Genomic DNA, 12,770 nt, shown 5'->3' with positions numbered 1-12,770 from the left:
GGTAGAACTCGGCCCCTGACCGGCTCCAGGGAGCGGCGGTCATGGGGACCGGGCATTCCGCTGCGAGACCTCTCGCGGCGGACCTACCGGGGGCTCACCGACCGGTCGACGGGGCGTCGCCGGCCGTTCGCTTTCAGGTCAGGCACGGGGCGGAGGATCGAGGCATGGCTACCTTTTCCCGTCGAGGACTGCTCCAGGGCTCCCTCGCAGCTTCCGCCCTGACCGTCGCCGGCACGACCGCGGCCTCTGCCGCCGGCCCCGTGGTGCCGGCCGGCCCGTCGTCCCCGGCCCTGGTGCGCCGACGCCTGCACCTGCCCAGCGGCATCGCCACCGGTGATGTGACGTCCTCTTCAGCGATCCTGTGGTCCCGCGCCGACGGTACGGGCCGCATGGTGGCGCGCCTGCGAGCCGTGGATGCCGAGGGCGCGCCCGTCCGCGGCCGCGGCGGCTTCGAACGGACCCTGACGTCCGGGTGGGTGAGCGAGACGACCGACCACACCGTCAAGATCGGGGCCACGGATCTCCCCTCGGGCACGCGCTTCGCACTCGAGGTGCGATTCGAGAACGAGGAGGGCGCGCTCTCCGACGCTCACCACGGCACCTTCCGGACCGCGCCGGGCGGCCGGGGAAGGGACCGTCCCGGCGGGCATGGGCATGGCGCCGGCAGCCGCGGCCAGTCCTTCGTGTGGACGGGCGACACAGCTGGACAGGGTTGGGGCATCAACCCGGATCTGCGCGGGATGTACACCTATCGGGCGATGCACGACCTGGACCCGGACTTCTTCATCCACTCCGGGGACACGATCTACGCGGACGGCCCGATCCAGGCGGAAGTCACCGAAGCGGACGGCCGCATCTGGCGCAACGTGGTGACGGAAGGCGTCACCAAGGTCGCCGAGACCCAGGAGGAATACCGGGCTCGCCACCGATACAACCTCATGGACGAGAACGTGCGGGCGATGTACGCCGACGTGCCGGTGGTGGCCCAGTGGGACGACCACGAGACCACCAACAACTGGTGGGCCGGGGAGGTCCTCGACGACGATCGCTACACCGTGCGCGACGTCAACACCCTGGCCGCCCGCGGACGTCGCGCCTGGCAGGAGTACCAACCGATCGGCGAGGCCCGTGCCCTGCGTCCGGGCACCACCGGTTTCGAGGACCAGCGCATCTACCGCCGGCTGGAGCGCGGCCCGCAGCTGGACGTCTTCTGCCTCGACATGCGCACGTTCAAGGGCGAGAACACCGCCGGCATGGAACCCCGCGCCACGCCCCTGTTGGGGCAGGAGCAGGTGCAGTGGCTCATCGACGGCGTGACCTCCTCGCGGGCCACCTGGAAGGTGATTGCCGCGGATCTTCCCCTCGGAGTGATCGTCCCCGACGGGAAGGCGCAGGAGTCGATCAGCAACGCCGACGACGGATCCCCGCTGGGCCGAGAGCTGGAGCTGGCCCGCGTGCTCAAGGCCTTCAAGGATGCCGGGGTGCGCAACGTCGTGTGGGTGACCGCGGACGTCCACTACTGCGCCGCGCACCACTACTCGCCCGAACGGGCGGCGTTCACCGACTTCGACGAGTTCTGGGAGTTCGTGGCCGGCCCGGTCAACGCCGGCACGTTCGGCCCGAACGCGCTGGACGGCACCTTCGGCCCGGAACAGGTCTTCGCCAAGGCCGGTCCCACTGGAGGGTCCCCACGCGACGGCCGCTTCCAGTTCTTCGGCCACATGCATTTGAACGAAGACGACGTCCTGACCGTGAGCCTGCGCGACGGCCACGGCGACACGGTCTTCAGCAAGGAACTGGTCCCGCAGCGCTGAGCCCACCCCGGCCCGGGCTGTTGCGCGGCTGTCCCACACCGCGAGGTCGGTGCGCCCGCCCCTGGAGGATCACCTGCGGCATGCCAGGGTGACCGGACGACTGAGAAGCCCATGGAGGGGAGCGACATGCGCGGCCGACGGCTCTGCGCATTGATCCCCATCGCCCTGGGTCTTCCTCTGCGGCCGCGGGGCGATCGTCCTGACCGTCATCCACTTCGGCCCCTGGTCCATCGAGCCGCCGGGCGGCGACACCGGCCTCCACGACCCGCCGTTGATGGGCTGGCATGCTGTCGGAGGGCTCGTGGCCCTCGGCGCTTGGGCTGCCGGAGGTGATCAGCACCGACCGTTGCGCCGCAGGCCATGAACTGGACCGTCATGCGCCGAGGCCCTCGGCGGGGATGTCGATGCGCACCGGCCAGCGGCCGGTGACCTGGTGGAAGTCGATGGCCCGCAGCAAGGGCGACATGTCGTACGCACTGGCGTTGATGCTGAACTTCACACCGTGCACGGACTTGACCGTCAAGAACTGCTGGCCTCGCAACTCCGCCGAGCTGTGGTGTCGCTGTAGGCCATGACGTGCTCGGTGCCGAGCACGCTGCGGAAGGCCGTCTCGAAGTCCCGGGCGGCCACGTGGAAGTTGCGGTACATCGCCACGAACGCCATCCCGGTCACGAAGATCGCCACTGAAGCGATGCGGGCGCCGAGAGGTGAATCGGGCGTGAAGAAGGACAGCAGACCCATGATGAGCCCCACGCACAGGCACAGCCACCCGAAGATCGGCAGCACCTTGGGCATCCCCACTCGTTCCGGGTATTCCTCGGACCGGTTCGGGTGCTTGCGCGCCCACCAGGCCACCGCGGCAATCGACAGGGTGACAAACGCCGTGATGAGGAGGTCCAGGACGAGCGCGGTGGGCATGCACTCAGCGTACGGTTGACTTCCCGTCTGCTGACGAACGACCGGAGTCCCATCGCCATGTCGTGCGCCACCTGCGGCGAGGTGTCGACGCGATCCACAGGGCGGGCCCTGGTGGCACTCCGTGGGCTGGAACCCTGTTCGGACCGGCCAGTGGGGACGCAGGTGATCTCGACCCGGCGTGATGCCTCCAGCCCGGATGAAGGCTCCGCAGGCGATCATCGAAAGCCTTGTGAGCGGCTGCCCCTCGAAGAGCTCGGCGAGGCTTGGCACGATGATGCTCAACGCCTCCGCGCTCAGAGCACAGAGCACAGAGGATCGGACGTCCACTGAACTGGACCGTGCTGACGGCGCTGTGCCGCGATGATCCCATCCCGTGCGGGTCTCGGAGCGTGTGAGGACCGGGACCCGCGAGGGAGAGGAGATCAGCGTTTCATGAGAACGAAGACTCCCCAGCCGAGATACTCCCGCGTGGCGCGCGTGTAGCGAGCGGGCTCGGTGGTGAGTTCTTCCCGTACCTCGGTGGCCAGGTCGTCGTCCGGGTGCTGGTCGAGCCAGCGGCGCAGGTTGAGCCACTGGGCCGCGGCGTAGCGGTCCCAGCTGTCCTGGTCGGCCAACATCATCTCCACGACGTCGTATCCGAGATCCTGGAAGTGGGCGATCAGTTCCGGCAGGAGCAGGAAATCGGTGATGCCGGTGGCGTGGCACGCCTGGGCGGTGTCCGCGTCCGGAGGGGCCCGCCGCCAGTAGGGCTCGCCGATCAGCATCAGTCCCCCGGGGCGGAGGCTGCGCTCGAGCAGTTCGGCGGTTCCGGCGACGCCGTTGCCGATCCACGTGGCGCCGACGCAGGCCGCCAGGTCGACCGGCCGGTCTGCGACGTAGCCGGCGGCGTCGGCGTGGATGAACTCGACCCGGGCGGCGACGCCGAGCTCGGAGGCGCGGGCCCGGGCCTGCTCGGTGAAGACCGTGCTGAGGTCCACCCCGGTGCCGGTGAAACCCAGGTCGCGCGCCCAGGTGCACAGCATCTCGCCCGAGCCGCTGGCCAGATCGAGCACCCGGGTGCCGGGGGCGAGGTGGAGCGCCTCGCCCAGGGCGGCGAGCTTGCCCGCGGTCAACGGGTTGTGGATCCGGTGGGTGCTCTCACGAATGGTGAAGATGCGGGGGAGGTCCATGACCAGATTCTTGTTCTGCAGGCCGTGCGATGGGAAGAGCGGTGGCCCGGCCCCGATGCACAGCGCACCCGGCACTCGTCGGAGAAGTACTCGGGCCGGCGCTGTGGTGAATCCTCGATACGCGACCGGCCGCATGGGGCGCATCGACGAGGAGACTCCTTCTGCGGCAGGCATGCTGCAGCCCCAGGTGCGGCAAAGGCAGCTCTTCTCCCTGCACGAACGTCTTGCCCGGGCCGAGAAGATGCCCCTCGCGGGGGCTGGTCCGACGGTTGGAGGGTTTGCATCTGGCCGGTGAGCGGTCCTCACGCCGGCGTGATGACGTTCCCGCGCGTGTCGGTCATCGGGGGACAGGGCATGGTCCCTTGTTTACGTTCGTCATATATCTGGAATCTGAGGGATGGCTGACTGAGCGGCCCGGTGTGGCCTTACGGTTGTCTTGCCAGGTCAGCGGCCGATGGTCAGAGGCGCTGGGCCGGGTCGTCACCGGGGGCGGATTGGCCAGTCGGACGAGAGGGAGTCTGTGGCCTCGGCTGCGCAGCGCAGAAGCCACCGGATTGTCCCGCACGACTCACTGGTGATGTTGGGGATGACCGCCGTGGAGGATCTGGGGGGATCCATGATGAAGCGATCCTGGCCTGAGCGGGTACGCACCGGCGCCTGCGCAACGGCACTCGCAGTGACCGGGGTGGCCGGTGGAGGAGCGGCCCACGCCGTCCCTGTCCCGACTCGCCCGGCGGTCGAGGCCGTGGCGACCGCGGCGGCCCAGCCGATGTTCTCCTACGCCCAGGGGTGGCGGGTGGACCAGCATGTGAGGGAGTTGGCCGACGTCAACGGTGATGGGCGCCGGGACGTGGTGGGTTTCGGTGATCCGGGGGTGTTCGTGGCCTACGGCCGGCCCAACGGCACCTTCAGCGCCCCGGTGCTCAGGATCCGCGACTTCGGCACGGCCCAGGGCTGGTCGAACGCCCGGCACGTGCGCGCGGTGGCCGATGTCGACGGTGACGGGCGGGCCGATGTCGTCGGGTTCGGCAACGCCGGGGTCATCGTCTCCTACGCCCAGCCCGACGGCTCGTTCACGGCCGCGGCCTTGAAGGTCCGGGACTTCGGCTACAACCAGGGATGGCGGGTGGGGATGCACCCGCGCCAGCTGGCCGACCTCAACGGCAACGGCACCGCCGACATCGTCGGCTTCGGCTACTCCGGGGTCAGCATCTCCCACGGGGTGACCAACCGCACCTTCGGTGGTACCGGCAAGCGGATCGACAGCTACGGCTACGACCGGGAGTGGCGGGTGGAGCAGCACCCGCGGATGCTCGCCGACATGGACGGCAACGGCACTACCGACATCGTCGGCTTCGGCGAGGCCGGCACGTACGTCTCCTCCTTCTCGGCCCTGGGCGACACCTTCACCCAGCCCGCCCTGGAGGTCCGCGACTTCGGCTACGCCCAAGGATGGCGGGTCGACCAGCACCCCCGGGCGCTCGGTGACGCCAACGGTGACGGGCGGGCCGACATCATCGGGTTCGGACACCGCGGGGTGTACGCCGCCTATTCCCGGTCCTACCTGGCCGGGGAGCCGAAGTTCTTCCCCACGTCCTTGGAGCTGGCCGACTTCGGGGTCGCCCAGGGGTGGCGGGTCGATCGTCATCCCCGGGACCTGGCCGATGTCAACGGTGACGGCATCGCCGACGTGGTCGGTTTCGGCCACGCCGGCGCCTGGGCGGCCTACGGTGACGACAACTTCTTCTTCGGCCCGCAGCTGCTGACCACCGAGTTCGGGTACAACAGCGGCTGGACACCGCAGAAGTACCCGCGCCTGCTCGGTGACGTCAACGGCGACGGCCGCGACGACGTCGTGGGGTTCGGGCACTCGGCCACCTCCGTGCGCCTGTCCTAGGCCGGCCGTCACCAGCGAGCGCTTGATGGTTCTTCCGCAGTTCACCTGGACCCGAGCCCTGCGCGTGTGTGCAGGGTCCCGGGCATACTCCGAGGCGGTGTCGTGGACAGAGTGATGCTCCCTGTCGACTCCCTGGTGTGGCACGAGGTGTGCGAGAACGCACGCCTCGAGAGGCTCGTGGCCGAGATCCGCGAGGACCGGGTCCGTAAACCGGTGCACGTCACCTCCGACGCGTGTCCGGTGATTCTTGACGGCGCTCACAGGTCGCGCGCTACCGACCTGCTGGGCGAGGCCTTGGTGCCCGCCCATGTCGTGCCGGTGCCCCGCGACTTTCTCGTGCCCGGCTGGGTCCATGCCTTCGACGAGCCTCCGCCCATCGCGGGACTCGGGTCCGAGGGCATCGTCATCGGCTTCCTCACGAGCCGGGGTGTGCGCCGGCCGGTGTACTCGCTGGGGACGAGCTTGTCAGCGCTGTTCGACAGTTACTGGCAGGTTGCCAACAGCTATGCCGGTCGCCCGTACACCCGCCTGGACTTCGTGCCCGAGGACCGTTCGTCGTTCGAGTGGCGTCTGCCGGCGTGGCGAGTCGTCCGGGAGATGACGACCACCCTTGGTCCTCTGCCCGCAGGAGTGACACGGTTCGGGCCGCTGATCGCGGCTCAGTGCCCGGCGTGCTGATGCGGCCGTCCCACGGGGGAACCGATGCCTCGTCGAGGAGACTGTTTCCGGCACGCAAAGCTGCCCGTCCGTACGGGCCGTCGAGGCGTCCGGCAAGGGCGCTGGTGCCCCGGCCGGACCCGGGAAGCCCCATGCCGAGGGGTTCCTGCTGGGCCATGGGCCGGGTGCCGGTGCGGATCAGCGCATCGGTCAGGAGCGGACCGTCCAGCCGGGGGAGCACCTCGGTCACCAGCACGAGCAGGGCGGCACCGTAGGCCCCCGCCGCCGTGGCGTCCTCCACCCGGCGGGTCGTGGTGACCGACAGCTGCACCGTCCAGGCCTTCGCGCTCATCCTGTGCGCCCCCTCCACCGGCCCCCTCCGCCAGTGATGCCCCCCGGCCGCGGTGGAGTCCGGCTGTCCTCCCGGCCCGGGCTCTCGGATCGGTCCCCGGCCTGTCCGCGCGGTGCTGCCACACCGGCGTACATCCCATGGTGTCGAGTCGGTGGGCACGGCACCACGCTGTGCCAGGCTGTGGCGTCACTCGACCCACTGGTGCCGCGGGTCAGCGCCGCACCGGAGCCCGACGCCGCCGGCCGAGCGTGCGCGGCGTCAAGGGACGCAGCACAGGCACACCTGGGGCTACGGCATGGGGCCTGTTCGACGGTGAGCACGCCCCGCCCCCAGCAGTCACCTGCCGTGGCCGGGAGACCGGCGTTCAGCACAGAGTCCTGGCGGAAGACGCCTGAGATCTGACCCGGAGATCGGGCATGGCCGTATCCGCATCCTCCGGGTGGGCCGTCGCACCGCTCCTCGGCGCCTGCCCTGCCTGCGTCAGGGCGGGCAGGTGCCGGATCAGGCTGGGGTGGGAGTAGATTCATGGCCTGTCCGCCTGCGAGGCCGACCGCAGCCGTGCACGCCGGACCGGGTGGCACCGGTCGCCGGGGGTGCGCATCGTCGAAGGAGCCCCCCGTGCCCGATCGTCCCGAGAACCCTCAGCACCGCGCCCAGGGAGGTGCCGCCGGAGAGCTGGAGCAGGACCGCTTCCTCGGGGAGCGGGACCTCACCCGCTGGTCTTCTGCCCTGGGCCGGTGGGCGGTGGGCGTGGTCCACCGTTCCAGCCGGGTGCTGGGGCCCCATCTCGCGCTGGTGCTGCTGTTGACCGTGGGCGCGGGGGTCGCGGCCACGGCCACCTGGCTGGCCTCGGAGACCTACGAGGCCGTCACCGAGGCCGACGGGGTCGCTCGGCTGGACCACCCTCTGCTGCAGGCCATGATCGGGCTGCGCTCCCCGTGGGCGGACACCGCCGCCACGGCCTACACCGACATCGGCGGGGTGATCGGCATGCCCGTGCTGGCCCTGGCCCTCATGACGGTCCTGGCGGTGCGGCGACGGTCGTGGACCCCGGTCATTCTCATCACCGCCGCCGGAGCCGGTTCCCTGCTGATGACCGTGGCCGGCAAGGACCTGATCGGGCGCAGCCGTCCCCCGCTGGCCGAGGCGGTCCCGCCCTACGAGTACTCCCCGTCATTTCCTTCCGGGCACTCGCTCAACGCCCTGGTGATCGCCGGGATCGTGGCCTACCTGCTGATGCTGCGCCAGCACTCGCGCCGCACGCGGGTCCTGGCCGTGCTCGTGGCCGCGGTCTTCGCGTTCACGATCGGTCTGAGCAGGGTCTTCCTGGGCCACCACTGGTTCACCGACGTGCTGGCTGCCTGGCTGCTGGGGGCCGGCTGGCTGGCCGTGGTCATCACCGCCCACCGGCTCTATCTCACCGTGGTGTGCCGCACGGTCGATCCCTCCGCCGGAGCGGATCGGCATCGCACTCGCAGTGTTGCGGCTGCAACCCAGGAGGGCCGCCGGACGGGTCAGGGGGAGTCGAGGCCGGCGTAGCGGGGGAGCTCGAACGGCTCGTCCGCCGGGCTGCTCCTGCGCAGTCGATCGGAGACCCAGCGCCCGGACGGCGTGCCCGCCGCTCGGACCACCGACCGCAGCAGCGCGACCCCGGCGCGAGAGGTGGAATTGGCGATCCTGGGCACTCCTGGAGGCAGTTTCTGCACCCGCTCGACCCAGGGACGCATGATCCGCTCGTAGCCGGCCAGCCCGTCGGGCAGGGCCGTGCGCGAGGTGATCTCCCCGGCGAGCACGTAGGCGCCCACGACCGCCAGCGTGGTGCCCATCCCGGTGATGGGGGAGGGGCAGCAGGCGGCGTCGCCGAGCGGCACCACCGAGCCCCGCGACCATCGCGGTGCGCTCACCTGCCCCACCTCCACGGCGTAGAGCTCCTCGACGTCCTGCAGCGCGTCGAGAACTCGATCGGTCTGCCAGCCGGCGCCGGAGAAGGTGCGACGGAGGACGGCGCGCTGCTGAGCGGGCGCCCGTCGTTCACCGGCCTCCGGCCTGTCTCCACGGGCCAGCGTGCGGGTGATGACCACGCTGGTGGTGCCGTAGGGGTCCGGGCGCAGGGAGATGCTCCCGCCCGGGGCGTGGAACAGCTGCCACCAGTCGCTGTCACCGTCAGCGCGCGGGATCGTGGCCCAGGTCGCCTCCACCCCCAGCGACCGCACCACCGGCCGGTCGCCGCACACCAGGCGGCGGGTCGTCGAGCCGATGCCGTCGGCCGCGACCACGAGGTCGAACCGTTCCGGTGGGGCCTGGGCGAAGCTCACGAGGGCGGCGTCGTCCTCCTGCCGCACGGCGGTGATCCGGTCACCGAAGCGGTACTCGGCCGTGGCCGCGGTCGCCTCGACGAGCAGCTCCGTGAGGTCCCCGCGCATGACCTCCAGCTCGGCGGTCAGGCTCAGCGCGCTGGAGTCACCGACCGGAAACCGTGCGATGACCTGCCCGGCCGGCCCGACGAACTCCAGGCCAAACTCGGCCCGGCGCACCGCCCGGAGGCGTTCCTCCAGCCCCATCCGACGCACGACCTGCAACCCCGCACCGCGCAGGTCCACGTTCTGGCCGCCTCTGCGCAGGGCGGGTGCCCGCTCGAGGACCGTCGTGCGCCAGCCACTCCGGCCCAGCCAGTAGGCCAGCGCCGGTCCGGCGATGCTCGCCCCAGCGATCAGGACCGAAGGATCCGACATGTGCCAAGCCTAGGCGCGGGGCACGGACCCGGACGCCCGGACGGGACGCCCCCGCTCGCACACCGTCGATGAGACCGGGGAGCTCGAGGACAGACGTGGCCCCCGTCGGACGGCCTCCGAGAGCTGGTCTCACAGCTCGGTCACCGGAAGCAGTCGGCCGAGGGCGAAGAGCGTGACAGCGAGCAGGAGGAGCGGCAGCAGCGAGGCCCTGGCGCAGTCCGAGGCGCTCGGGGCGCAAGACCCAGGAGGCGGTGTGCTTCCCACCCGGAGCGGTGTCGGGCCAGGTGAGTCGGGGCCACAGATCCACGGCGGGCCATCCGGACCGTGATATCCCGCCGGCGCCTCGGGTGGTCGTAGCCCGTGGCCACCGACAGCCTCCCGGGTCTGCGACGAGGCCGTCCTGGGCGCCCTCGTCGACCGCATACTGCCGGGTCGATTCCCCACGGCGGCTGAACGAGCTTGCTGTCCTGCGTGTTCGCTGCCGAGGCCGGCACGTGCGGTGGCACCCTGGTCCGGTCCGTGAGCAGGTGGTCCTCGGTGCCCGGCTTCCCGCGTTCGGTGGACTTCGGGCCGTTCAGCTCGCGCCCCCCTGGGGCACGGAACGACACCGCGTCGATGCCGCCCGTGACCGCTCGAGGATCTGTTTCTCGGCGAGTTCCTCGAGCACGGCCCGGTGGAGCTTCTCCCGGATCCCCGTCTGCTGCCAGCGATGCAGCCGGCGCCAGGCGGTGTGCCCGGACCCGCAGCCGGCGCCGGGGCCAGGTCCGGCCGGCGGCACCCGTTGTGGACCACGAACAAGGTCTCTTCCCAGGCGGCACGAACCGCGATCCGGGGCGGCCACCGGGACCTCGAAGCGGTGGACCAGGAGGTGGCTTCCGACACGGGTGTCAACGACGGCCGAAGGATGGTCGGTCGTATTCATGGCGACAGACCGCCCCGCCGCATCCGCCCGGCACTGGCCCGTTGTCGATACCGCCTCCGCGGCACGCCGTGGAACGGGTGGAAGCCCCGGGCGCACGCCGTTGAGCGGGATCCTGCGCCCTGCCGCGTGGGAAGCCCCCCCGCTGGAGCACGCATGGGCCGGGATGGAGCCGGGAGGAGTCCTGTGGCCACCGCCGGGGGCTCAGCGCCGGGATCTCAGGGCCGGGGCAGCGCCGCGGCCATCGGCTCCCCGCGCCGGCGTCGCACCACGACAGCGGCCACCGCGAGCACGGCCAACCCGGCCCCGGCTCCGAGGCTCAGGACCCCGGCGCCGGCCGCCATCGTGGAGACGACCACACCCAGCAGGGCCCAGGCTCCGGCGGCGATGAATGCCGGGTGAGCTCGGAAGACCACCGCACCCACGGAGAGGCTGATCACCGCACCCAGCAGGAGGAGCCCGAGATACACGGTGTCCGTGCGGGCGGCTTCGGGCAGCACGGTGGCGATGTTCACCCACACTGCTGCGGCGGCCCAGCCGGTGTAGAGACCCAGGCTGGTGCCCAGCAGCCACCGGGTCGGTGACTCGGTGGGGGTGGTCACGACGATGCGCAGGGCGGTCCCCAGGCAGACGAGCATGACGAGGAAGATCGGCACCGACCAGGCAGGAGAGGACACCGCCGCGAGCAGCCAGGCGGTGAAGCCCAGCTGGGCCAGTGACACCGGCCAGTGGATCCGCGCATAAGGGGCCGAGGTGGCCCGCTCCCGCGGCAGGCCCCAGAGCGCGGAGGCCGCACACCCGATGACGATGAGGCCCCAGATGGCGAAGAACGGTCCCGGCGGCACCACGACCGGGTCCGAGGCCGACTCGCCGGTGAAGCCGGACAGGGCCGGGCTGGCGGCCTGGGTGATCGCGGTGGCCAGCAGCATCCACCGTCCCCACGTCCCGGAGCCGGTCAGCCGGGCGGACGGCCCCGTCATGACCGGTTCCGTGTCCGGGCGAGGAGTGGGTCCCGGTTGCGCGCGGCCGTGGCGGTGGCGACGTAGGAGGCGTAGGCCAGCCACAGCAGCCGGGGACTCAGCGCCCAGGCCGCCCTGCGGTCCAGGTCGGCGGTGAGCACGACGCTGCCGGCGGTGGCCCCGAGAGAGGCCACCGTGACGGCGGCTCCGAGCACCGGACTGCGCAGACCGAAGAACAGCGCCGAGAACGAGGCGAACAGTGCCCAGTCCGCGCCTTCCAGCACCAGGGCGGGGGCCCGTCCCGGAGTGCCGGGGGCGAGGTTGGCGATGCGCAGGTTGCTCCACAGCGTGGTGGCGTTGTTGAACGCCCACACCGGCGGGAACAACCAGTCCGGCGGCGCCCCGAGCGGAGTGTCGAGGTCGTTGTAGAAGGCGGCATCGCCGGTGAATCCTCGCGGCAGGGCACTGACGGCGTTGGCGGCGACGCCGACCGCGGCGGCATGCCACCAGCGATAGCGGCGGGCCGGGGCCGGAACCGGTGGGGCGGAGCGGACGGTGGAGGTGGTCATGGTGTGGTGTCCTTCGGGGCCTGGGGGACAGGATCGTCCTGTGCCGGGGTGGCGCGGGCGAAGTCGTGGAAGTGAGCGGTGACGGCACGCAGGTAGCGCCCGATCACGGCCTGGTCCTCGGGGCTGAACTGCTCGCTGAGACCGTCCAGGCGCTCGAGCAAGGGCTGCAGGGCGCCCAGTGTGCGGGCGACGGCGGCGTCGGTGGGCTCGAGCACCTTGCGGCGCCGGTCACGGGGATGGGGGCTTCGGTGCAGGTGGCCGGCTTCCTCGAGCCGGTCCACCAGTTCGGTGGCGGAGCCGGTGGAGATGCCCAGTCGCCCGCTCAGCTCGGCCGAACCCAGCGGCGCGGGCCCGCTCATCACGTGGTTGAGAGCCGAGTAGTCCAGGGGCCGCAGCGCGAGTCGGCGGGCCAGTTCCCGGTCCACCTCCGCGGCGGCACGCACCAGTGCGCGCACCGCCCAGGAGAGCTCCGGGGCGCTGACCCGCTGCCGCTCGGAGTGCTCCACCGGGTCCTGGTCCGGCTGCTGCGTCATGTTCCCAGGCTAGACGCGGAAAGCTCTGTTACGGAGAGTCTCCGACACGGAGTTATTCACGTGTAATCTTCTGCTCCACTCCGGTGCCGGATTCCTGCGCCGCCGGCTGGCATCCTCGGCGCGCTCTGCCCCCCCCCCCGGGGAACCGACCACCGAGCCCCTGTACGCGGCACGCGGTGCAGCCGCTACAGTCGGGGGCATCGCGGAACCGCGCTGTCCCGCTGCACGGCATCGGCGGCGGGGTGGCCGGG

At 71.2% G+C, this 12,770-nt stretch carries 11 protein-coding genes; 4 read left to right on the top strand and 7 right to left on the bottom strand.

Going from position 1 to position 12,770, the window contains the following annotated elements; all coding sequences use genetic code 11:
• Window positions 1-164 precede the first annotated feature (164 nt).
• Window positions 165-1,814: an alkaline phosphatase D family protein gene (locus tag GMA12_RS11505; protein ID WP_156269655.1), complete on the top strand. Its 1,650-nt coding sequence runs from the start codon at window positions 165-167 to the stop codon at window positions 1,812-1,814.
• Window positions 1,815-2,187: 373 nt separating this feature from the next.
• On the opposite strand, the gene GMA12_RS18935 is transcribed toward GMA12_RS11505, so the two are convergent.
• From GMA12_RS18935 to GMA12_RS11495, 3 genes are all read right to left on the bottom strand, one after another.
• Window positions 2,188-2,337, bottom strand: coding sequence for a hypothetical protein (locus tag GMA12_RS18935; RefSeq protein ID WP_240898798.1), 150 nt, complete (start codon window positions 2,335-2,337; stop codon window positions 2,188-2,190).
• Window positions 2,334-2,732 carry a hypothetical protein gene (locus tag GMA12_RS18930; protein WP_240898797.1) on the bottom strand — a complete coding sequence of 133 codons (399 nt, stop codon included), beginning with the start codon at window positions 2,730-2,732 and terminating at the stop codon, window positions 2,334-2,336. The genes GMA12_RS18935 and GMA12_RS18930 overlap by 4 nt, the downstream gene beginning before the upstream one ends.
• Before the next feature lie 422 nt (window positions 2,733-3,154).
• On the bottom strand, window positions 3,155-3,901 hold the full coding sequence (locus tag GMA12_RS11495) for an SAM-dependent methyltransferase (RefSeq protein WP_156269654.1): 747 nt from the start codon (window positions 3,899-3,901) through the stop codon (window positions 3,155-3,157).
• Between the two features lie 745 nt (window positions 3,902-4,646).
• Between GMA12_RS11495 and GMA12_RS11490 the strand changes: the two genes are divergently transcribed.
• The 3 genes from GMA12_RS11490 (at window position 4,647) to GMA12_RS11480 (ending at window position 8,346) form a co-directional block, all read left to right on the top strand.
• Window positions 4,647-5,798, top strand: a complete 1,152-nt coding sequence (locus tag GMA12_RS11490; protein WP_370831334.1) for an FG-GAP repeat domain-containing protein — start codon at window positions 4,647-4,649, stop codon at window positions 5,796-5,798.
• 114 nt (window positions 5,799-5,912) lie between these two features.
• On the top strand, window positions 5,913-6,476 hold the full coding sequence (locus tag GMA12_RS11485) for a ParB N-terminal domain-containing protein (protein ID WP_156269653.1): 564 nt from the start codon (window positions 5,913-5,915) through the stop codon (window positions 6,474-6,476).
• Between the two features lie 949 nt (window positions 6,477-7,425).
• Window positions 7,426-8,346: a phosphatase PAP2 family protein gene (locus GMA12_RS11480; protein WP_370831330.1), complete on the top strand. Its 921-nt coding sequence runs from the start codon at window positions 7,426-7,428 to the stop codon at window positions 8,344-8,346.
• Here the strand turns inward: GMA12_RS11480 and GMA12_RS11475 are convergent.
• The 4 genes from GMA12_RS11475 to GMA12_RS11460 all read right to left on the bottom strand — a co-directional run bounded on the left by GMA12_RS11475 (window position 8,322) and on the right by GMA12_RS11460 (window position 12,519).
• Window positions 8,322-9,539, bottom strand: a complete 1,218-nt coding sequence (locus GMA12_RS11475) for an FAD-dependent monooxygenase (protein WP_156269651.1) — start codon at window positions 9,537-9,539, stop codon at window positions 8,322-8,324. The two genes, GMA12_RS11480 and GMA12_RS11475, sit on opposite strands and share 25 nt — an antisense overlap.
• Window positions 9,540-10,676: 1,137 nt before the next feature.
• Complete coding sequence (locus tag GMA12_RS11470; RefSeq protein WP_156269650.1) at window positions 10,677-11,438, bottom strand: TspO-related membrane protein; 762 nt, start codon at window positions 11,436-11,438, stop codon at window positions 10,677-10,679.
• Entirely contained in the window at window positions 11,435-11,986 is a 552-nt protein-coding gene (locus GMA12_RS11465; RefSeq protein WP_156269649.1) for a TspO/MBR family protein, read from the bottom strand. The genes GMA12_RS11470 and GMA12_RS11465 overlap by 4 nt, the downstream gene beginning before the upstream one ends.
• The gene (locus GMA12_RS11460; protein ID WP_156269648.1) at window positions 11,983-12,519 is read right to left on the bottom strand and encodes a MarR family winged helix-turn-helix transcriptional regulator; all 537 of its coding nucleotides are present in this window, start codon (window positions 12,517-12,519) and stop codon (window positions 11,983-11,985) included. Before GMA12_RS11460 ends, GMA12_RS11465 begins: the two co-directional genes overlap by 4 nt.
• Between the last annotated feature and the right edge of the window lie 251 nt (window positions 12,520-12,770).

The sequence above is a fragment of the Kocuria sediminis genome (genome assembly GCF_009735315.1).
Taxonomy (GTDB): Bacteria; Actinomycetota; Actinomycetes; order Actinomycetales; family Micrococcaceae; genus Kocuria; species Kocuria turfanensis.
The sequence above is the reverse complement of the archived record's forward strand: the minus strand, read 5'-3'. Positions and strand labels throughout refer to the sequence as shown.